27 protein-coding genes are annotated in these 21,198 nt (G+C 37.3%); 11 read left to right on the forward strand and 16 right to left on the reverse strand.

The window, feature by feature from the left end; all coding sequences use genetic code 11:
• Positions 1-242 (forward strand): IS30 family transposase (locus FEZ33_RS05970; RefSeq protein WP_138404495.1); only part of this gene is annotated, 242 nt, incomplete at its 5' end.
• Between the two features lie 62 nt (positions 243-304).
• Here FEZ33_RS05970 and FEZ33_RS05975 read toward each other — a convergent pair.
• Both FEZ33_RS05975 and FEZ33_RS05980 read right to left on the reverse strand, forming a co-directional pair.
• Complete coding sequence (locus FEZ33_RS05975; protein ID WP_138404496.1) at positions 305-613, reverse strand: hypothetical protein; 309 nt, start codon at positions 611-613, stop codon at positions 305-307.
• 7 nt (positions 614-620) lie between these two features.
• Positions 621-1,940, reverse strand: a complete 1,320-nt coding sequence (locus FEZ33_RS05980; RefSeq protein WP_138404497.1) for a DUF1576 domain-containing protein — start codon at positions 1,938-1,940, stop codon at positions 621-623.
• 172 nt (positions 1,941-2,112) lie between these two features.
• Here FEZ33_RS05980 and FEZ33_RS05985 point away from each other — a divergent pair, with 172 nt between their 5' ends.
• Positions 2,113-2,652: an LOG family protein gene (locus tag FEZ33_RS05985; protein ID WP_138404498.1), complete on the forward strand. Its 540-nt coding sequence runs from the start codon at positions 2,113-2,115 to the stop codon at positions 2,650-2,652.
• Between the two features lie 256 nt (positions 2,653-2,908).
• On the opposite strand, the gene FEZ33_RS05990 is transcribed toward FEZ33_RS05985, so the two are convergent.
• A complete protein-coding gene (locus FEZ33_RS05990) occupies positions 2,909-3,877 on the reverse strand; it encodes an aromatic acid exporter family protein (RefSeq protein WP_138404499.1) in 969 nt (322 codons plus the stop codon).
• Between the two features lie 80 nt (positions 3,878-3,957).
• Here FEZ33_RS05990 and FEZ33_RS05995 point away from each other — a divergent pair, with 80 nt between their 5' ends.
• The gene (locus FEZ33_RS05995; protein WP_138404500.1) at positions 3,958-4,389 is read left to right on the forward strand and encodes an acyl-CoA thioesterase; all 432 of its coding nucleotides are present in this window, start codon (positions 3,958-3,960) and stop codon (positions 4,387-4,389) included.
• Positions 4,390-4,527: 138 nt separating this feature from the next.
• Here FEZ33_RS05995 and efp read toward each other — a convergent pair whose 3' ends face one another.
• On the reverse strand, positions 4,528-5,085 hold the full coding sequence (efp, locus tag FEZ33_RS06000; protein WP_138404501.1) for an elongation factor P: 558 nt from the start codon (positions 5,083-5,085) through the stop codon (positions 4,528-4,530).
• A 153-nt stretch (positions 5,086-5,238) separates the two neighbouring features.
• On the opposite strand from efp, the gene FEZ33_RS06005 reads away from it, so the two are divergent.
• From FEZ33_RS06005 to FEZ33_RS12855, 3 genes are all read left to right on the forward strand, one after another.
• Entirely contained in the window at positions 5,239-6,417 is a 1,179-nt protein-coding gene (locus tag FEZ33_RS06005) for a pyridoxal phosphate-dependent aminotransferase (protein WP_138404502.1), read from the forward strand.
• Positions 6,418-6,546: 129 nt separating this feature from the next.
• Positions 6,547-6,894, forward strand: a complete 348-nt coding sequence (locus tag FEZ33_RS12850) for a DUF4386 domain-containing protein (protein WP_171031300.1) — start codon at positions 6,547-6,549, stop codon at positions 6,892-6,894.
• 94 nt (positions 6,895-6,988) lie between these two features.
• Entirely contained in the window at positions 6,989-7,174 is a 186-nt protein-coding gene (locus tag FEZ33_RS12855) for a DUF4386 family protein (RefSeq protein ID WP_328590773.1), read from the forward strand.
• 93 nt (positions 7,175-7,267) lie between these two features.
• Here the strand turns inward: FEZ33_RS12855 and FEZ33_RS12415 are convergent, their stop codons facing one another.
• From FEZ33_RS12415 to FEZ33_RS06040, 6 genes are all read right to left on the reverse strand, one after another.
• Complete coding sequence (locus FEZ33_RS12415) at positions 7,268-7,441, reverse strand: cyclic nucleotide-binding domain-containing protein (protein ID WP_171031301.1); 174 nt, start codon at positions 7,439-7,441, stop codon at positions 7,268-7,270.
• Positions 7,442-7,564: 123 nt separating this feature from the next.
• Entirely contained in the window at positions 7,565-7,840 is a 276-nt protein-coding gene (locus FEZ33_RS06020) for a Crp/Fnr family transcriptional regulator (RefSeq protein WP_138404505.1), read from the reverse strand.
• An 81-nt stretch (positions 7,841-7,921) separates the two neighbouring features.
• A complete protein-coding gene (locus FEZ33_RS06025) occupies positions 7,922-8,812 on the reverse strand; it encodes an SIR2 family NAD-dependent protein deacylase (protein ID WP_138404506.1) in 891 nt (296 codons plus the stop codon).
• On the reverse strand, positions 8,812-9,588 hold the full coding sequence (locus FEZ33_RS06030; protein ID WP_138404507.1) for a protein-ADP-ribose hydrolase: 777 nt from the start codon (positions 9,586-9,588) through the stop codon (positions 8,812-8,814). The genes FEZ33_RS06025 and FEZ33_RS06030 overlap by 1 nt, the downstream gene beginning before the upstream one ends.
• 98 nt (positions 9,589-9,686) lie before the next feature.
• Positions 9,687-10,019 carry a glycine cleavage system H family protein gene (locus tag FEZ33_RS06035; RefSeq protein WP_138404508.1) on the reverse strand — a complete coding sequence of 111 codons (333 nt, stop codon included), beginning with the start codon at positions 10,017-10,019 and terminating at the stop codon, positions 9,687-9,689.
• Between the two features lie 247 nt (positions 10,020-10,266).
• Complete coding sequence (locus FEZ33_RS06040; protein WP_138404509.1) at positions 10,267-11,430, reverse strand: tetratricopeptide repeat protein; 1,164 nt, start codon at positions 11,428-11,430, stop codon at positions 10,267-10,269.
• Between the two features lie 89 nt (positions 11,431-11,519).
• On the opposite strand from FEZ33_RS06040, the gene FEZ33_RS06045 reads away from it, so the two are divergent.
• Positions 11,520-12,143, forward strand: a complete 624-nt coding sequence (locus FEZ33_RS06045; RefSeq protein WP_138404510.1) for an NUDIX hydrolase — start codon at positions 11,520-11,522, stop codon at positions 12,141-12,143.
• A 51-nt stretch (positions 12,144-12,194) separates the two neighbouring features.
• On the opposite strand, the gene epsC is transcribed toward FEZ33_RS06045, so the two are convergent.
• The 6 genes from epsC to FEZ33_RS06075 form a co-directional block, all read right to left on the reverse strand.
• Positions 12,195-12,764: a serine O-acetyltransferase EpsC gene (gene epsC / locus FEZ33_RS06050; protein WP_138404511.1), complete on the reverse strand. Its 570-nt coding sequence runs from the start codon at positions 12,762-12,764 to the stop codon at positions 12,195-12,197.
• Complete coding sequence (gene cysK / locus FEZ33_RS06055) at positions 12,748-13,668, reverse strand: cysteine synthase A (RefSeq protein ID WP_138404512.1); 921 nt, start codon at positions 13,666-13,668, stop codon at positions 12,748-12,750. Before cysK ends, epsC begins: the two co-directional genes overlap by 17 nt.
• A gap of 315 nt (positions 13,669-13,983) precedes the next feature.
• Positions 13,984-14,079 (reverse strand): hexameric tyrosine-coordinated heme protein, encoded by a 96-nt coding sequence (locus FEZ33_RS12985; RefSeq protein ID WP_138404543.1) that lies wholly within the window; start codon positions 14,077-14,079, stop codon positions 13,984-13,986.
• Between the two features lie 54 nt (positions 14,080-14,133).
• Positions 14,134-14,718 carry a helix-turn-helix domain-containing protein gene (locus tag FEZ33_RS06065; RefSeq protein WP_138404513.1) on the reverse strand — a complete coding sequence of 195 codons (585 nt, stop codon included), beginning with the start codon at positions 14,716-14,718 and terminating at the stop codon, positions 14,134-14,136.
• Positions 14,719-14,741: 23 nt separating this feature from the next.
• Positions 14,742-15,089 carry a GIY-YIG nuclease family protein gene (locus tag FEZ33_RS06070; RefSeq protein WP_138404514.1) on the reverse strand — a complete coding sequence of 116 codons (348 nt, stop codon included), beginning with the start codon at positions 15,087-15,089 and terminating at the stop codon, positions 14,742-14,744.
• Positions 15,090-15,388: 299 nt separating this feature from the next.
• Positions 15,389-15,658 (reverse strand): type B 50S ribosomal protein L31, encoded by a 270-nt coding sequence (locus FEZ33_RS06075; protein WP_138404515.1) that lies wholly within the window; start codon positions 15,656-15,658, stop codon positions 15,389-15,391.
• A 298-nt stretch (positions 15,659-15,956) separates the two neighbouring features.
• Here FEZ33_RS06075 and FEZ33_RS06080 point away from each other — a divergent pair, with 298 nt between their 5' ends.
• The 4 genes from FEZ33_RS06080 to FEZ33_RS06095 all read left to right on the forward strand — a co-directional run bounded on the left by FEZ33_RS06080 (position 15,957) and on the right by FEZ33_RS06095 (position 21,128).
• Complete coding sequence (locus tag FEZ33_RS06080) at positions 15,957-16,688, forward strand: LytR/AlgR family response regulator transcription factor (protein ID WP_138404516.1); 732 nt, start codon at positions 15,957-15,959, stop codon at positions 16,686-16,688.
• An 88-nt stretch (positions 16,689-16,776) separates the two neighbouring features.
• Entirely contained in the window at positions 16,777-17,403 is a 627-nt protein-coding gene (locus FEZ33_RS06085) for a sensor histidine kinase (RefSeq protein ID WP_268951506.1), read from the forward strand.
• 75 nt (positions 17,404-17,478) lie between these two features.
• The gene (locus FEZ33_RS06090; protein ID WP_171031302.1) at positions 17,479-19,302 is read left to right on the forward strand and encodes an ABC transporter ATP-binding protein; all 1,824 of its coding nucleotides are present in this window, start codon (positions 17,479-17,481) and stop codon (positions 19,300-19,302) included.
• The gene (locus FEZ33_RS06095) at positions 19,302-21,128 is read left to right on the forward strand and encodes an ABC transporter ATP-binding protein (protein WP_138404519.1); all 1,827 of its coding nucleotides are present in this window, start codon (positions 19,302-19,304) and stop codon (positions 21,126-21,128) included. The genes FEZ33_RS06090 and FEZ33_RS06095 overlap by 1 nt, the downstream gene beginning before the upstream one ends.
• Positions 21,129-21,198: the final 70 nt, after the last annotated feature.

Here is a 21,198-nt window from a genome sequence, read left to right on the forward strand (position 1 = left end):
AGGTCGAAGCAGCAGGGATTGATTTTTATTTTGCCGATGCTTATAGTGCCTGGCAAAGAGGAACCAATGAGAACTCTAACGGTTTACTGCGTGAGTTTTTTCCTAAGAAAACAGACCTCGCTAGAGTAATTTCCCAAGAACTCAACCAAGCTTTGTGGTTAATGAATAATCGACCTAGGAAATGCTTAAATTACCAAACACCTTTGGAAGTATTTTTACACGAACTCTTATTAATTGAGTAAATAAAAAATTGTCGCAATACTTATTGCAATTCAACTAAAAAAAAGAAGCCTTCGGGCTCCTTTTAGTGATGTTTGCGTATCGCTTTTAGCATCATAATATTGTCTTCAAAATCATATTCGACAACATCAATGAGTGCTGACAAAACATCGACATGGAATTCGTCATCTCTTAAACCTAATAGGTCTTCGTAATAATCTTCCACTTCGGGTTGTTGAGTTGCTCGTAACTTTTCGATAACAAAATCGAGGTCGGAAGGTTCTGAATCGATCTGACCCGTGATTGTTATTTCACTTTGATGATCAAAGAGTCCAAAGTGAATGTTTGCCTGTGTCATACCACTGTTATAAAAGTAATCCAATAACTCATTCATAATCAACTTAATCTTTCGATATTCCCTCACGCATCTCATTCCTTTCCCTAATTCCGTCTAGGACAGGTACAACAGTAGCTGCCACGAAACCTCCAGCAAAGCCATTGTTATACAAGTTTAAACCTGCATGAGTTATACCCGTATTTGGAACTAACCCTGCATGTAATAATCCTACCAGAATTCCGGCCTTCCATCCATAGTGGCCTGCGATTGGAGCCAAGGTTGTTCCAAATAAGGCCGAAAGAAGTGATGCTGTTGAACTAGGTTCGTCTACTGCCATCATGACTTGCATGGCGAATATCCCAATTACAACGGGTGTTACGTTAAAGATATGCTTACCAAACGTACCAAAACCAATAACCGTTAAAACGCCACCTATCACGGCTCCTTCAAGCGTACCTCCTACAACCCAAACATAAGCTAAAGAGGCTAGACCTAAGACACCCATATTAATAAAGGTTAAACCAACTCCATAATCCGTCACGAAGTCTGAGATTAAACGGCCTGAATCTTTCTTAAATATCCCATATCCCTTGAAAGACTTACCATTTAACATGAAACCAATAACAAGTAAAAAGAGTGAAAAAGCCACGAAGAATGCTTCAACTTCGATAATGGAATGAGTTTGTATAATCGGATCATAAGTCGTCGTTAAGTCAAATACTCGCATAATACTCGCGATAATCATACCTAAAACTCCAGCCGTAAAGCCCATATTATACAAATTATATCCTTGGTGAAAACGTAAGAAACTTGATCCCATTGGATGAATCGTAAAACCAATGAAGACTCCAACCAAAACTCCTAAAGGAACACTAACCCAATATGACAAACCTTGTCCAAAGGTAATAATACTTACAACTGGTGCTAAAGTCGTTGCAAATAACGATGTAAGTAGAAAGTTACCTATCGGCATATTCCTATATTGACTATAAAGCAGTGTTCCTAGTGTTATCGGAATTGAATTATATAAATTCTTACCAAAAAAGGCGAAGCCCATAACTGTAAATAAAGCCGCTACTAATGGGCCAGTTATCTTTGTAGAAAATCGCTTAATTGCCATCGCATTAATCAACATCAGTAAACCAGCGTTGACAAAAGTTGCACCGATTCCCCCTACTTCAAAGTAATCCGTAATCAGATTACTCGGTGAGGTTAAAATAGCTAAGAAACCATCCCATACTTGATTTAATGGATCTACTAACAAACCAAATAGGATAAATATAAAAGAAACTAAGTATAAAAAATTGGCCTTGACTGAATCTTTAGTGAAAAAAAAATGAGTTATTTTTGCGTTCATATTTGTTTTTTCAACCTCTTCTCCCATCCGAAACCTCCCATAAAATTCTAATACAACTATATTACCAATTCTCAATCTTTATCACAATAACTAATTATAAAAAAACACTCAATAGACACTTTTAAATTTGCTTCATATTTTCGAGCTGTTTTCGTTATAATGGGGTTACGTATTTTATGCGAAAGAAAGGACGATGAGAATGAACATTACAGTTTATTGTGGCTCGAATCCTGGTAAAAATCCAAACTTTAGCTTAGCAGCTACTAAATTAGGAACTTGGATTGGACAACAAGGCCATGCGCTTGTTTACGGCGGTGGTATGAATGGTTTAATGGGAATTGTTGCGGACGCAGTGTTGGAAGAGAATGGTGATGTCCAAGGAATTATCCCAGAAGTGTTGCGAGGGATCGAAGTGAAGCACCCCAACGTTCAGAATATGGAGATTGTTCAAACAATGCCCGAGCGAAAAACTCGGATGATTGAGCTCGGCGACGCCTTTATTGCCCTCCCTGGTGGGGTTGGGACTTTAGAAGAAATTTCCGAAATCGTCTCTTTAACTCGCATTGGCCTCGTGAATAAACCGACAGTGTTTTACAATGTTGACGGATATTATGAGTCTTTGAAGGATCAGTTTGACCGGATGGTGCAAGAAGAGTTCCTCAAACTTGAAGTTCGGGAAATGTTCCTCTTTTCCGAATCACTTCAAGAGATCGACACGTTTATTCGTGAACATTCATAGGGGATGATGTGTCCTTGAGATTTTCTAAGGGGCATATAAACGCAGATTGTGTCCCTGACATTTTCTCAAGGACATATAAACGCAATTCGTGTCTCTGAAATTTTCTCAAGGACATATACACGTAGATCGTGTCCCTGAAATTTTCTCAAGGACATTTCAGCCTCAAAATTACAATTATCCAAAACAAAAGACGACTCAACACTACAATTGTTGAGTCGTCTTATTTATTAGGCAAGTTTTGCCGAAACCTCACCGATTAAAATTTGCGAATATGCTTGTCTAAGTAAAATTTATGTTTAATTTCTAAAAAGCGCTCGAATTCAATCAGAATATGATATAAGAGTGCGCGCGTTTCAAATTCTTCTCGATTTTTGGGTAAATCACTGCTACGATAATAGCTATACAATTCACTAATACTTTCTAATAAACCTTTTCCACTATTTGTTTGCGCAAATTCATCTGAAGTGAGTTTAAACATATTTGCTAAAGTTGTATTTTGTTCAGTTCTTAATGAAATGTGTTGCAGGGAATCAATCATCCGCTTTAATACATCTGCTTGTCTAGATCGCATTTGAGCGTAGCGAATGAAGTAATCGTCTTTAGTGAATATTTGATTCTCATATTCAGATAAAGCGAGTTGTCTGAAATCTTCTATAGACGTATCGACATGTTCTACTTCTGCCCGAATTAAAGGTATATCAAAATCATTTTCAAGTAATCTTTGATTTATTAATTCCAATACCACTCGGAAGTTTTCTTCAATTTCTTTAATTCCTTTTTTTAATTTTGGTTTTTGATTTGGCATCCATAAATTAAATAAAATCGCCATACCAGCGCCAATCACCATAATTAGCACACCATTGAGTTGCCACTGCCACGACACACTTTCTGCGATGACAAAATGCGTGACTAAAACTGAAATCGGTGCAATGGCTGCTTGAAGATTCATCCTGTAAGCAACTGGAATAAATATGAGTAAATAAAGACCAAATGCCCAGACTTGAAACCCAAATATTAAAAATATGACGGTCGCAATCGCAAAAGCAAGTACCGTAGCGATTAAATAAGTCAGGGAAATCTGACGAGACGCTTTACGTGTGTCTAGCAAAGTTAAAATCGTAATAATTCCTGTCGCCAGTGAGTTTTCTAAGCCGATAAATTGTGCGATGTAAATCGCGATGGTGGCCGCCAGTGTTATCTTTATTGTCCGAAGTCCAAGTGACATTCAATCCCTCCATTACATTCTGACTTTCTTTTATATATAATAGCATGTATACCACATTTTAAATAGGAGAGGTACTTACAATGATTTTTGAATATGAACATTTAATTCAGTTTTATGAAACAGATGCAATGCGCATTGTGCACCATTCCAATTATTTGCGTTGGTTTGAAGAAGCCCGTCTCGTTTGGCTATCTGATATTGGCTACAGTTATAAGCAAATGGAAGACGAAGGCATCATGATTCCAGTACTTTCTGCTCAAGCTGAATATAAACAAATGCTTGCTTTTGGCTCAACGGCTATCATTCGATTGCGAATATCTCACTTTACACCTGTAAGAATGACTGTTGAATATAAAGTATATAATAAAGAAACGGGCGATTTAACAACGACAGGATCAACGTCGCATTGTTTCCTAGATGCCGAAACTCAGCGTCCACTTTCTTTAAAACGTAAACATCCAGATATTCTTGCAGCATTTGAAAAAGCACAAGCAGATTCAAAAGAAGACTAAAGATAATAAAAGTATAGCGCTCAGCGTGAGACCATCCGGTGTCATGGTTGGGCGCTAAATTGTGTTGGAAAACATTTTATTTCGTATTAATTTTTACAAAAAAAGACGAATCCGAAGATCCGCCTTAACTATTATTATTTACGCACGTTTTTGGTAAGTTCCTTCAGACGTGTTGATGATTAACGCTTCTCCAACTTCGATGAAATCAGGAACGTTGACTACTAAACCAGTTTCCATTGTTGCTGGTTTACCAGATCCTGTTACTGTTGCACCTTTAATTGATGGTTGTGTTTCTTTTACTTTTAAAGTAACAGTTTGAGGTACTTCAACTCCGATAACTTCAGAACCGTAGAATTGGATTTTTACTTCCATATTTTCTAATAAGTATAATAACTCATCTTCAATTGAATCTACTGGTAATTCATATTGTTCATATGATTCTAAGTCCATGAAGTAAGCTATTTCGTCCATGCTGTATAAGAATTGAACATCTCTTGTTTCAAGGAAAGCACGTTCGAATTTTTCATCCGGACGGAAAGTTGTATCATAAGTCGCACCAGAGCGAACGTCACGTAATTTCATACGCATAACTGTATTCCCTTTACCTGGTTTATGGTGACTTGCGCTTAATACTCGAATTAATTTTCCATCTTGAATAAATGTCATACCTGCTTTTAAATCTACTGCAGAAATCATTTCACATTCTCCTTTTATTGTCTCTAAAATATTCCTTCCCATTATAGCATAAAATTCCTTATGATATCGCTATCCTATAAAAAAATCATTTAATAACAACTAAAATTATGATAGACTAACTAAAAATGAACTTTAGATGAGGGATACATTAAAATGGAATTAAATAATTTATTCAATACTAACTTAACTAAAATTAAACCCAATGCCATTCGGGCCTTCGATGAAAGTGCGTCTCAAGTTGAGGGGATTATTAAATTAACTTTAGGCGAGCCTGATTTCAATACGCCTGAACATGTCAAAGATGCCGGAATCAAAGCGATTCAAGACAACCAAACCGGATATTTATCGACACCTGGAGATAACCGTCTACGTCAAGCAGCCGCAAATTTCGTTAAAGAAAAATATGATTTAAATTATCAATGGGAAGACGAAGTCATTGTAACTGTTGGGGCGACTGAATCACTATCGACGGCACTTCAAACGATTTGTAATCCTGGAGATAAAATTATTGTTCCCTCGCCCTACTTTACTTTATATTCTTCAATTATTTATTTAGCTGGTGGTGAACCCATTGAAGTGGATACATCTGCCAATGATTTTGTTATGTCACCAGAGATGTTAAAAGATACGTTAGAAGAGCATGGTGATGCCGTTAAAGGAATCATCTTAAATTACCCGACCAATCCAACGGGAGTAAACTGGACGGAAGAAGATGCAAAAGCTTTCGCAGATGTACTGCGTGATCGACCAATATTTGTCATTAGTGATGAAGTATACAGCGAATTAGTTTACGAAGAAGCGCACGTATCGATTGCGAAATACATTCGTGAGCAAACAATTGTGATTAATGGTGTATCTAAATCTCATGCGATGACAGGCTGGCGTGTAGGGCTCCTTTTTGCCCCAGCAAATATTATGAGCCAATTAGTTAAAGTGCACCAAAATCTTGTCACCACAAACTCAACGATTTCTCAATTAGCTGCTCGTGAAGCGTTGGAAAATGGCATGAACGACGCTCAACCGATGCGAGAAAAATATGTGATGCGCCGTGATTATATTTATGATTTTATGACACGCTTAGGTTTCAAAATCGTTAAGCCAAGTGGCGCATTCTATATGTTCGCGCGTATTCCAGAAGATTTGGAACAAAATAGTATGGACTTTTGTCTAGACTTAGCTCATTCTGCTGCCGTTGCTTTCGTACCGGGCTCTGCCTTTGGTATCGGCGGCGAAAGTCATGTTCGCCTCAGCTATGCTGCCAGTATCGATGATATTAAAGAAGCGATGCGACGTTTAGAAGTATTTGTCAAAGAGAAACGCGAAAACAAATAAAAAAATAAAAGATTACTAGATTGAGAGAATCCTCTTTTCTAGTAATCTTTTTTTCTATCTTAACTTAAGTCAATGCTCGGTGCCCTCTTTACTTGTAAACTGAATCTATACAATAAAGGAGGAAATAACATGCAAACAACACAAAAACGAGAACTATCGATGCGGCAAATAAGTCTCTTCATTGGTGTGACTTTAATCATTATGGCAATTGCTTCAGGCATCGCTTATGGTTATTTACATCCTACGATTTTTCAGGCAGATTCACAGTCTTTTAGTCCCGAACGCTTACAACCAACTTTAACTCTCTTAAGATTTGAAATACTTCTTTGGCTTGTCGTAATTGTCACGGATATCATCGTTGCTTGGGCACTTCATTTATATATGCGCCAATTTCACGAAAACCTCTCACTGCTCGCAGCTTGGTTGCGACTGCTTTATACAGCTACTTTAGCAATGTCCATCGGTTATTTACTTTAGATAAGCGTCAGTTTAGAAAATAGTTACCCAATCAAACGCGAATTTAGACGTTTTACTGCCGTCAATCGCTGCAGGTGAACGGACTTTTAGCTTAATTTGGGGCTTTGGCTTAATAATTTTCGGCTTGCATGTATTAGTTCTAGCTTATGCCGTATTGAAAGCAACACCGATTCATAAAGTAATTGGTTATTTATTATTACTGCCTGGTGTGAGCTATATTATCATCCATACTTTAACTTTACTCGGACCAGACATGACAGCTCTGGCTTCACAATTATAAGGCTTTTTAGCGGTCCCGATGGCTTTAGGCGAATTGAGTTTGCCACTTTAGTTTATCTTAAAAAAGGCATGGCTCTAAAGGTTAAACCAGTGCTTAATGCGGCTTAATTGATTCTGGTTTCATTCCAAGTAAACTAGCCAATTGATGTTGAGGAACGTGGTCAATGAGAGCAGGACGAGTATCTAATAAATTTAAGTAACGTTCTTGTGGTGAGGCGCTAATGAAACGGGCATTATTGTCTTGAATGTGTGCTAGGTCTTCTTTCATGAAGCCTCGCGTAAATACAATTAATTTAATTTATTTTTGAAACATCACATCTTCATTAATAAAATCACCGACGATCAATACAGAATCTTCGACACATTCAATTGAATACTCTGAAGGGATTCTCTAGGTATAACTTTTATAATTAATCGCTGTTTGTTTCTCCGTGTAGAAATTATAAGTGTTTTCTTCACCGGCTTCATCAATCGCAAACTGCCTTAAACAGCCTTGTAACACGAAGTAACATTCTTTTGATACATCACCTAGCCTAAGGAGTATTGTTCCTTGTTTGTATGTTCTTACATCGATTTCGGAGCTTAGTTGTTCGACTTCTGCTTGAGTTAAAGTAAATCCGTTCAAAATTTCGGTTAAATAATCAGTTATTCCTTCACCTTCTCCCACTCTATTATTCACCCATCTATTACCACATTCAAATGCTAAAAAGCACTCGCATCACTGGGATACGAGTGCTTTATTATATGTTTATTTGACCGCATCGAAGTTTTTAGCTTTGTGAATCGTATTAGCGATGTCTTGGGCTAAGTGAACTGTTTGCGGGCGGATCGCTTTTGGAATTCGGTAATTTTTCTTATTCATTGTAACAAATAATGCTTTGTCGTTTGCTTCCGTCATTTTTTGGAAGGGATGTTTAATGAATTGAGGCGTTGTGTGTCCCACGCCGATTTCTAAAAAGACTATTTTTTTGCCTTCATTTTCTTTTAGAAAGGCTTCATAGCGATCTTTTTGTGCATGGAAATCGCCATCTTCCACCATACCTTTTTCTTCATTTCGCTTGTTAATTTCAAAAGGTGCACCACATTCTGGACAGTGTGGTACTAATTCAGACGGAACTTTCATATTCGCTTGTTGCTCCACCATCTCACGAATTACTGAATCGTCGCGGTAAGTTTGTTGATGACAGTGTTTTGAACATTGCCATAAACCATACTCACCTTGAATGTGAAAGACATGGTCACTATCATAATCGGCTACATCAAAGGCATTATCAGCATTTGTTGTAATAATATGGTAATTGCGACCTTCTAACATGTCTTTTAAATCTAAGTAAGATTGCCCTACAGGTTGATCTAAATAGTTTAAGACAACGAAGCGACTTTGAAATGCCCAGTACTCTTCCACACTTTCAAAGTCGAACAGACTTGCTTGTAACATATCTAGTAGGCCGTACTTTTCAATGAAGTCAGGAAAGGCATCTGTAAAGCGCGACCCAATATATTTAAAGCCGTCTGCTGCTGACATTCCAGCTCCAATACCTACAACAATGGCGTCCGCTTCATCAAGCAATCCTTGTAACACTTGTCCATCTTCTAAAGTTCCTTGCTCTGCTTCAAGGGTCTTCCAATAATTTGTCATCATGCGTCTCCTTTAATTAATTTCTTTTGATATATCGCTTCATCTTCGTCTTCATACACATTGAATATCACTTTTAAATCTGTCTCATGTTCACTTAAATAATCACGAACCGTCTTAATCGCAATTTCCGCTGCTGGCTCATTCGGAAAGCCGAAGACCCCGGTTGAAATACAGCAGAAAGCAATACTTTCAAGTTGGTTCCGATCGGCCATCTCTAAACATGCTTGATATGTTTGGGTAAGTAACTTTTGATTGATTCTTGTCACTCTGCCACTGGCAGTAGGTCCAACAGTATGAATAATATAGTTGGCTGGTAAGTGATAGGCTGGAGTCAATTTTGCTTTACTTACCGGTTCCTTCTTCCCTTGTTCAGTTATAATTTCGTGACATGCAAGTCGTAAACGAATGCCCGCCTTTGTATGAATAATATTATCAATACAATTATGATTTGGGATGAAACATCCTAACAGCTCTGAATTGGCTGCATTCACTATACTATCAACCGCTAAAGTTGTAATATCACCTTTCCAAAGATAAATATTATCTCCTTCATCTGGCGTTAAATCTTCTAAAGTTACTGCTTCTTCTTGATTATTATTTGCTTTTAGAAAGTGGTCCTCATGTTCTAAGTACTCTTCCGAGATTGCTTTTGGTGGACGGACATTGACCAAATGACGCCATTTCTTAAAAGTATCTTCCGATTCCTCAAGTGTAGGGGCATCATCTTCTTTTGATAAATATTGGACCATCCATTCAAGATCTGCAATTGCTTTCATTGACTCGTCCTTTCAATTTTACATTTTCCTAGATAAAGTAGACGCACTTAAGCAAAGGGCTTGGCCCCCACTTAAATGCGTCCATGTATTGCTTATGCTTACGCTTCTTCTAAAGCATTGAATGCTTCTTCGTCAACGTTAGTTAATTTTACTAACCAGTTCTCATCTGCTTTCGCTGAGTTTAATAATTGAGGATTATCTTCCGCTGCTGTATTGCGTTCTACAATTGTTCCAGCAATAGGTGATGCAATCTCTAGTACTGTCTTCGATGCTTCTAAGTTTAAAATTGCATCATCCACTTCTAAGTTATCTTCTTGGTTAAATTCCACAAAACCAACGGTTCCAACATCATCTTGTAATTCTGCAGACATACTCACTGTATAGTTATCGCCATCTTTAGTAATTAATAAAAAGTTCCCAATTCTTTCCATAATAATCTCCTTTATTTCAACTGATTTATACGTATAGTTTTATATTTAATCTGTATTACTTTATATACAACACTGTATCATATCCAAGTTAAAACTGAAAGGGTTTTACACTCTTAAAGTAATTATCTCAAGGTTTGGATTCCCTACAATACAGGAGTGATACAGCCTCTATATTCTATTATATTTTATAAGAACAATAAAAGCACTTCCTACACAAGTTGCGCTCGGAAATGCTTAAATCAGAGGGTTATTTCTTTTTGAATTTTACACCGTTTGCTTTTAATTGCTTAATGGTTTGTGGACCGATATGCTTCACGGCTAAAAGCTCTTTTTCTGTATATGCTGAGAAATCTTCAACTTTTACCAGTCCCATTTCTTGAAGTGTTACCGCCGCATTATGTACGACATCTGCCAGAACGGGTATTTCTAGATAGGACTTATAAGTAAATGGATTCGTTTGTGCTCGATATTGCTTTGACGCGCCTGTAAACGAAATAACTTTCTCATTTAAATTCACCCGCTCATGCGGTTCTGCTGCTTCATACTCCTCCAACATCCAGTCAAACAAATACTCTGAGCTAACTACGACAGGTAAAATATCATTTAATGCAACCGCAATAGATTCAAAGGAATTCATTTGGAAATGATCAACTTCACCAAAACCTAAAATTAAATCCATTGGCCAAGAATCGTCCATAAATAATTGAAAGAGATTGTCATTTGCTTCTTCTAAATCTAAGAATAAATCTTTAGCATACGTCAAATTATTAGTCAAAACTGCCACAACAAGCAATGGAATAATCATTCGATCATCTTCACTCGCTGGGTAAGGGACATCTGAGAACAGTTCATAGGCACTTTCAAAGTCATATGTCCGGCAATAAATCGACATAATATAATAACGTGCCCCTAAACTATCCATCTCGTCAATCTCATATAAGTTTTCAAAATGTTCTAACGCTTCTTCTAACAAGCCTTGTTTAAATAAAATCACGGCTAACATAAACTTTAATCTTAAGTAAGGACGTTCTTCATAATTTATCCAACCGACTTGATCTGTTTCTTCCCATTTATGAAATGCTGTGATTTCCAGTTTACGAATTTGTTCAATTTGTTCAACTAAAGAGCCTTCAATGAGTTCTAAATGGGCGTTCCAATTTTCTGGCCACAACTCAATCGCTTCACGTAATAAAGCCTTGCGCTGCTTCTCATCATCGATACTCATTGATAGTTCGAGTAATTCTGATGATTCCATTTCAGGTGTTGATTCTATCTCATTTTCTAGATTACCTTTATTATAAAACGACATAAAAGCTTCGATTGCTTTTTCAATATTTTCAAATTCATCTCCATACTGGTCAATAAATTGCTGTAATGCACGAAAAATGTTATCATCGTTACCAAAAGACATAACTCACACCTCATTTCAGATATTAGTTATAGTATACCGTTAATGGCATCACTTTAACAATATTTTCGAGTGAGTAAAAGGAAGAGAATATGAAGAAAATTCGACAGATTATCCAACATTATGATGCTAAAGCACTCGGAGTTCAAAGAGGTTACGCTGTTCTACTCCCGCTCATAAAAATAAAGGATGAATGGCATGTGTTGTATGAAGTTCGCAGTAAACATATCTCACAACCAGGTGAAACTTCTTTCCCTGGGGGACGCATTGAAACGGATGAATCACCTGAAGAAGCCGCTGTTCGTGAAACGATGGAAGAGTTAAATATCCAACGTGAGAACATTAACCTCTATGGGGAAATCGATTATATTATTGCTGCCAATCGAATTATTTATTGTTACGTTGGAGAAATTACCGGTGTGGCCTTTGAAGATATTTATCCAAATATTGAAGTAGAGAGATTATTCACAATTCCTTTAGATCACTTAATGGAGAATAGACCTACTTTATATCAATTGAACTTCGAATTTAAGAAAGCGAATGATAACGATTCTGAACAGGAGTTTCCGTTCCATTTGATTAAACAAGGAGAAAAATATCCATTCAATGAAGTCAAACAGAAGATTCCTTTTTACCATATTCCTTACAAAGTTCTATGGGGCTTTACCGCAAACTTCACTGACCGATTTATTCAAATTATTACTGATGACAAATAATACACAAGAAAGACGTTCAATCTCCAATAAAGAGACTGAACGTCTTTGTTTTTAAATTTGATATTCCCCGATACGGTTCCAATTTTTGTCATGAAGAATAATACGAGCTGGCACACCTACGGCGGTTGCATACGGAGGGACGTCTTTTAATACGGCGGCTCCGGCACCGATTTTGGCGTGATGACCAACAGTAATGTTACCTAGTAAAGTCGCGTTAGCTCCAATTTCAACATCATGTTGAATTGTTGGATGGCGCTTCTTGCCTTTCTCATTCCCCGTTCCACCTAAAGTCACTCCGTGGTAAAGCTTAGCCCGGTCTCCCAGAATCGCTGTCTCACCAATAACCACACCCATACCATGATCGATAAAGATATTCTTACCCAGTTTTGCGCCGGGATGAATCTCTATCCCTGTTTCAGTTCGAGATGCCTCTGATAATTTACGTGCTTCGTATACTTCACCTTTAGAGTAAAGTTTATGCGCTTCTAAATGATTTTTTATTGCTTTAAAGCCTGGGTACAAGTCAGTGACTTCCTCTACGCTTGTTGCGGCAGGGTCATTTTCATAAATGTATTGCGCGAGTTCAAGGGCTTCGTCGCTATAATTATTCTGCTTGTCCATCGCCGAAAAACCCAGAAGATAAGTAGCGTTCTCCACTATCTGGTAATACAACGACTACTTTCTTACCTTTCCCTAATTCTTTTGCTAAACGTAATGCCACTGCATAGTTCGCTCCAGAAGAAAATCCAGCTAAGATCCCTTGTGACTTCGCTAACTCAACAGCTGTATTAATCGCTTCATCGTTCGATACGGTTTCAATCTTATCAATGACAGATTGGTCAAGGATTTCTGGAATAAAGTTCGCTCCTAAACCTTGAATCTTATGCGATCCTGCTTCTCCTTTTGTTAAGATTGGTGAAGCTTCTGGCTCTACTGACCAGATAACTGTTTCTGGATTATTTTCTTTTAATACACGTCCTACACCTGTAATTGTTCCTCCAGTACCGATACCTGCAACGAAACCATCCACATCCGGAACATCTTCTAATACTTCACGGGCAGTTGTTTCTTCATGTGAAGTTACGTTTGCTTCGTTTTTAAATTGACCGAAGATAGGTGCGTTTTTCTCTTTAGCAATTTCTTCCGCTTTTTCTCCTGCTAAACTCATTCCACCTGAAGCTGGTGTTAATACTAATTCTGCTCCATAAGCTTGCATTAGTTTACGACGCTCAACACTCATTGAGTCTGGCATTACAATAATTACTTTAATACCTAACGCTGCTCCAACCATTGCTAAACCAACACCTGTGTTACCACTTGTTGATTCAACGATTGTTCCACCTGGTTTTAGTTCACCTTTATCTAATAAATCTTGAATGATGTATTTTACAGGGCGGTCCTTCACTGATCCACTTGGATTATTCTTCTCAAGTTTTACATAAACATCTGCATAAGAATCATCTAGACCATTGATTTTAACTACGGGTGTATACCCAATTGCGTCGACAACATTTTCAAATAACATATATAAATCCTCCTAATAATTTAGTTTAAATTTCAATCAAATATCTATTAGAATGGTAACGTTTTAAACCCTTAAAGTCAACGAAACCGCTCATTAAACTTTCATTATTGACCTTCAAAAAAGCGAAGGCAGGCATTGAGTTAAATGCAATGACGGGATAATGGGTCGCAAGTGTGAATTGTGTCCTTAAGATTTTTTCAAGGGCATAAAATCGTATATCGTGTCCCTGACTTTTTCTCAAGGACATTATCTGACCAAAAAAATCCTCAACAATGTAGTTAAAATAACTACAATTATTGAGGATTATACTGTCTCTTATTTCCAATAGTTGTTAGCTGCTGCAACTGTTTGGAAGTTAATCGCAACTACTTGCGAAGCGAATGTTAAGCTACCTGGGTTAGACGCATAAATCGGTCGTCAGGTGTTTCTGCTATTAAACTAGGTAGCCAAGTTTGCTTAGATTTTTTATATAGAATACTTAGTTAATCCATGTTGGATACAATATAAATATAACTGACCATTTGCCATATATGGCATACGCACTGTCGGATCTTGTTCGGGATAAAGACGGTTCAAGAAATACTTATCCCCTTTAACATAAGCTGCAAAAAGAATGTGATGATTTCTTGTCATTTCATGATCAATGGTTATAAAATAATCAATATCAACCACTTCAGTCTTTATATTTGGAGCATGTTCATCTTCTACCACTTCAAGTTGAGTCAACTTTCTTCCACAGCAAAAGATTGATGCACTCCCTGTACTGACTAAAACATTGTGACATGTCGGACAGACGTAAAAGCGGATTTTATTTATATTCCCACCATCAGGTTCGTTTAGAGTCATTTCACCCTCCATTAAATCAACGACATCTGCTCCTAAAATGGTGGATAAATCTGCCCAGAGTGAAATATTGGGCGCTCCTAAACCACACTCCCACTTTGATATTGTCTTATTACTAATACTTAACGCATTCGCAATGTCTTGTTGAGTCAATCCTCTTTCCTGTCGTAATTGAGCAATCAAATTACCTATCTTAATATTATCCATGGTTCGCTTCCTTACCCCTTCTTCTATTCTTTATTTAATCTGCTTGCATAATGATCAGCTTCCAAGCATTCCATTAAAATGGCTTCCAATTTTTCTGTATAATCTACCGTCGAATCTTCATATTCTAATTCTTTAATGACTGAGAACTCAAAGTCTGCTTCACTATGTTCATTCCATATCACTTGTATTCTATGATTAGGGTGCCAGTTTGCCTTTAGCTTAAAGCGGTGACTATTTAAATCTGCTTGTATACTTTTAGATATGTCTAAAAAACGTTCTTTAGTTGAATTATTTTTAATGGAGATGATACCCATCTCTGGTTTTCTATTTTTATACTCATTTATTAATTGTTTTCTACTCTTTTTATCCATATACCCACCTCTAGACTATTTTAATCCTTACTGACTCTATTAACAATCCACGTACCGTAGACTAATTGTGATTCACTTTTTAGATAAACACGGTTGATAGGTTATCAACTCACCTTTACGCACCAAATGAAAAGTAGTTTGTCCAGCGTGCTTAATGTTTTACAAATAGACACGATAGTGAATTTAATACAATACCATCCTTAAATTTTTTAAGTTATTTATCTAACAAACAAAAAAAGAGGTCTACTGCTATGAACAGTAAACCTCTTGAATGTTGTTTTAACAACATTTCTATGCTATTAGTCTTCTTGTTTTGCGTTCTTGTCTGCGAAACCGAATTTTTTGTTGAAACGGTCCACACGTCCATCGGCTTGCGTGAATTTTTGACGTCCTGTATAGAATGGATGAGAATCTGAAGAAATCTCAACACGGATTAATGGATATGTGTTTCCATCTTCCCACTCTACTGTTTCATTGGATGTTTTTGTAGAACCTGATAAAAATTCAAAACCTGTTGATGTATCACGGAAAACTACTTGTGAATATTCTGGATGAATTCCTGCTTTCATATGTCTACTTCCTTTCTGCCGTGATTTATATGCTAAACCACAGTTAATTATTATGCATTTGCGTGCAACATCAGTATAATACCACGTTTGATATTTGAATGCAAAGACTTTTTTTAGTGTTGCGTTTCATCTTACAACACACCATAATAATAAACACCATAATGCTTAAAAAAACGACCAACCACTAATTGTTTGTTATTGCCATCAATCATTTATGTTATATTATGTCTAACGACGATGATTAGGAAAAATCAAGTGGAACGGATAGTATGAGTATTGGAGAAGAGGAGGTCTTTGAATGTCAAAAGAATTACACATAGCGATAGTAGATGATGAAAACATTCAACTCGATGCGATGAAGTCACTAATCAATCAAACAATCAAAGAAATGGGTCTACACGCAAAAGTATCCTCCTATTCAAGTGGAGAAGCCTTTCTTTTTGAGTTAGAAGACAACAAGGGCTTAGATATTGTATTCTTGGACATCGAGATGAAGCAGATTAATGGGTTGGAAGTGGCTAAGAAAATAAGAGAAATAGACCATGAAGTGACGCTCGTCTTTGCGACCGCATTCGCCGAACATGCCGTTCAAGGTTATGAAGTCCAGGCACTGGATTACCTACTCAAACCCATTGAAAGAGACAAAATTAAGCAAGTCATTCAAAGACATCTCGATAAAAAACCCTTAGTGAAAGAAACCTTAACACTGGAAGCAGAAGGTGAGATGCATAAACTTCTACTGGATGATATTCTGTACATTGAAGTCATTAAACGTGAATGTGAGATTCATTTAAACAATCAAGTGATAACCGTCACTCGTCCTTTAAAAGAATTGGAGGACAAGCTTAACGCTGACTTTATCCAGACTCACCGAAGTTACTTAGTCAATGTCGCTCACATCCATCGCCTATTAAAAACAGATGTTGAATTATCCAACGGACAAACCGTCCCTGTTTCTAGGCGTCTCGCTAAAACAGTTCAAGAAAAATTTATTGCCTTTAATAAAGGAGCGGTGTTTTACAATGACTGATTGAATAGGACTAACCGTCGTACTTATTATCCTTCTCAGTGCAGGGATAGTTATAGTTAGGCAAAAAAAGAGCATTGATTTTTATAAAATACAAGAAAAGGAACTCGACCAATACAGTGTAGAAGTCGAAACGATTTATAGACAGATGAGAGGCATTCGTCATGACTATCGCAATCATTTACAGGTGATGCACACCTTAATGAATGACCACCGTCTGGATGAACTGGATGCATATATTAAACAGCTGACCAATGAATTGAATCAAGTCGATACGATCATTCAAACAGGAAATACGATGATAGATGCCATCGTTAATACAAAGTTGACAGCTGCTAAACAAAAAGGGATTTCCCTCTATGCGACAGCCATTGCTCCAAATGAACTGGGTGTAGAGCATGTCGATTTAGCAATTATATTGGGTAACTTGCTGACTAATGCTATAGAAGCGACTGAGAAAGAATCCAGTTCTTCTGATGAACGTTTTATTCGTTTATACATAGCACCAATGAAAAACACGTTATATATTAATGTGACGAACACGATGACAGAGAATCCAAAACCTTCTCTGTTTTCATTAAAAAGCATCAACAGAAGAGGCTATGGCTTGTACCGAATTGACCAGGCAGTGGAGAGGTATCAAGGCATGGTCAACCGTAAATGGGAAGATGGCGTGTTTGCGACAGAAGTGACATTGCCGCTTAAAAACCGTTCGTAACCAAATACTAACCATTCATACACTTCTGAATAGGGAGTGTATTTTTTTTGGTAAGATACGATTGAGGTGATGAAGATGAAAGAAAAAGTGAAGTATACAAAAATTCTATTGAAGGAATTATATGCATTCAAACCGACAGTATTTATAGCCATTCTATTAGCTCCCCTTATTAGCGCGGCCTTACCCTTACTCCAATTGCTTTTATCTGCTTTTGTGATTCAGTGGTCAATGGAAGGGGTAGCGATTAGAGAATACCTACTAAGATTACTCGTATTTATTGCTCTTATTGGCATCGCTCAAATGGGTAACTACTATTTTATGCTCTACCAAGAAGAGAATATGAACCATTTGAGAGATTTCATGAGAAATAAAATTGAAACGAAGTATTTGAAGCTGGATTATCCGCTCATTATAGGAAAAGAAGCGCAGGAGAGATACAACAATGCCAGTGAATTGACCGATAACAACACGACCCTTTTTGGCCGATTAGTAACAGAAATTATTGAATTATGCAGTTCATTTCTAGGGGTTGTTTTGTATATCAATATATTAAGTCAATTAGAATCTCTGTTTCTTGTTTTAGTGGGTGTGTTTCTGCTCATCGTTGTCTTCTTTAACGTATGGCAAGTGAAGATGGACCGGAAATTATTTCAAGCGAAAGCAGCCAATTCTCAAAAATTACGTTACTTGAAAAAAGTGTATGGGGAATCCCGTATCACTAAAGATGTACGTATTTTCCAGATGAAAGACTGGTTCAAGCAGATTGAAGATAAAACAATTGCGGAATACCACCGGCTTATCAAACCGAAAGTAAAGTTGACATGGACAGAAAGTACTCTGGTAAATATAGGGATTATCGGTCTATCTGCCTTATCTTATATTAGAAGTGTTCAATTGATTGCGGCAGGAGCGATTCCGGTTTCTAGCTTTGTCATCTTTGCCGGGTCTGTCACGATCTTAGCTCAAACCATCATGACTTTAGTCAACGCTATAGGCAAAATGAATACGAGTTTAAACGAGACAAAAAAATATGATGACTTTATGTCTCAAGGTCAAATATTTAACCATGGAGAAGGCAGACCTTTGCCAAAAGAACCTCTGTCGATTGAATTAAAAAATGTGACCTATACTTATCCAAATAATGATACATCAACGATAAACAATGTATCTTTAACCATTAAACCATACGAAAATTTAGCTATAGTAGGAGAAAACGGGGCTGGGAAATCGACACTGACTAATTTAATTGCCGGTTTACTTAAACCAGATACTGGAGAAATTTATATTAACGGAGTAGCTCAGAGTGAGTTTAACATTTCAGACTATTATGCTTTATTTGCGCCTGTATTTCAGGAGAAATTTTTATTGACCTATTCCATTAAAGAGACGGTCATTCAAGGCTTGCCCTTTGATGAATTAAAGTATAATCGTGTCTTGAAACAAAGTGGCTTGACTGACATCATTTCAAAGTTCAAGTCAAGAGACGAGACAAAAATTGTGCGCGCTGTTTATCCAGATGGAGTGAATTTGTCGGGAGGGCAGTTACAAAAATTGAAACTAGCTCAAGCCTTATATAAAGACGCACCCGTTCTCTTACTGGATGAACCGACTGCGGCTTTGGATCCGATCGCCGAACATCAGATTTATCAGGATTACTTCCAGTTTTCTAAAGATAAATTATCTATTTTTATATCTCACCGACTTTCGTCTACCCGTTTTTGTGATCGCATTATTTACATCAAAAATGGAGATATAACAGAAGTCGGAACGCACGAAGAATTAATGGCTGAGCAAAAAGATTACTTTAAGCTTTACGAAGCACAAGCCTATTACTATAAACATGATAAGGAAGAAAAAGAGGAAGAAGACGAGCCAGTCGTAACAGGAGGGGTTATTTAATGGAAAAGCTGACCGTGTATAAACGTGCCTTTAAAGATTTGTTTAGAGTTGGCAAAACTTACTATGTTCTGTTCTTTGTCCAATCATTGGCGAGATACAGTTTGCCTTTTATCGGCTACATCTATATGACCCAAATTGTGGATGCCTTAACAAGAGATGACATGACACGCATCCCTTCTTTAATCATGCAGTATTTGGTCATCTTGTTGGTGTTGCAACTGATTTCTGGATGGATAGACCCGCTAATCACTCATGAGGATTCTCTGTTTTTTAGAAAACTCTTTGCTGAACCAAATAAAAAGATGTTAACTATGCATTACCATTATGCGGAAAGTTCAGAAGTAAGAGAAGAATTAGAAATCATCAACCGAAATATGATGAGCAGCCAATCTTCTCTTCCGATGATCAATGTCCGTATAAAAGAAATGATGCCTGGATTGGTCAGTATTATATGGGGGGTTATTTTACTCACTCCGTTATTTAGAGTAGACACCGGCTTACTACCAGACGACTTTTGGTGGATGCACCCAAGTCTTGTTATCAGTGTCTTTCTTCTACTGATTGGAATCAGTGTATGGATTCAAATCGCGTCATCCAAAAAATCAGGTGAACGGCTAAAAGCGCTTCTTGCGGAATTGAAAGAATCTAATGCCCGATTTTTCTATGAAGATGGGATCCTTCAGGACTTTAAGTCCGGAAAAGAAATGCGCCTCTACAATTTAACTGAAAAAATGATCGAAAATAAAAGAGCTGAGTCTGAACAGACAGGGAGATTACTGTCTGAAAACTATAAACGCTTTCGATCCATGATGATCCCTACTACCGGCTTATTTCAGGTGATGACCTATTTGACCTATGCCTATGTCGGCTTGCTTGTTTTAATCGGAGCTTTACCTGTTGCTTTGATTATTCAACTTTCCAGCGCACTCAGTCAAATGGTCTCTGCTTTACCAGATGTTATCCAGCACGGCATGATGATGATTTCTTCACCAGGTGAATTAGAGCAGTATTATGCATTCATGGACTTGCCTGATGAAGAGGTCGTCGGCAGTTTACCTGTAGAAAAAAGGTTAGATAATGACTATCATTTCGCAATAGAGAATATGAGTTTTTCTTATCCCGGCTCAGATGAAACAGTCCTAAAGAACATCACTGAAAAGTTTGAAGTCGGTAAAAAGTATGCCATAGTTGGAGAAAATGGCTCAGGTAAAACAACGTTTATTAAGCTACTGATTCGTTTATATGAACCGAGTGAAGGGACAATAAAAATGAATAAAATCGATGCCCATAAGTATGATTTAAGAGAATACTTCAATCTGTTTGGCGTTGTCTTCCAGGACTACCATCTAGTCGGATTTTCATTGGGACAAAACGTTTCTGTAAAACCCTCTTTTGATAGAAAGAAAGTGTTGTCTACCTTAGATAAAGTCGGGTTAGGCGACTTCGTTAGAAATCTACCCAATCAGGAAGAAACCTACCTGGGAACAGAATTTGAAGAATCAGGCGTCAGTGTCTCTGGGGGCCAAGAACAGAAAATAGCCATCGCTCGGTCTTTATATAAGGATGCGCCAGTTATGATTTTAGATGAGCCGACCGCTGCACTGGACCCAATGACTGAATTTAAAATATATCAAAACTTTGATAACTTAGTAAAAGATAAAACAGCTTTTTATATTTCCCATAGACTCTCAAGCTCCAAATTCTGCGATGAAATACTCGTCTTTGATCAAGGGGAGATCGTACAAAGAGGCACACACAAAGAACTGGTGAATGAAAAAGGAAAGTACCAGGAATTATGGAGTGCACAGGCACAGTATTATCAGTAAGTAAGAGTGAAAGTGAGAGAATTGAAGTTTAGCGTTTTTTGTTGACATGAACTCCATTTTTTTCGTTAAA

The organism is Ruoffia tabacinasalis, assembly GCF_005864045.1.
In the GTDB taxonomy this organism is placed as follows: domain Bacteria; phylum Bacillota; class Bacilli; order Lactobacillales; family Aerococcaceae; genus Ruoffia; species Ruoffia tabacinasalis.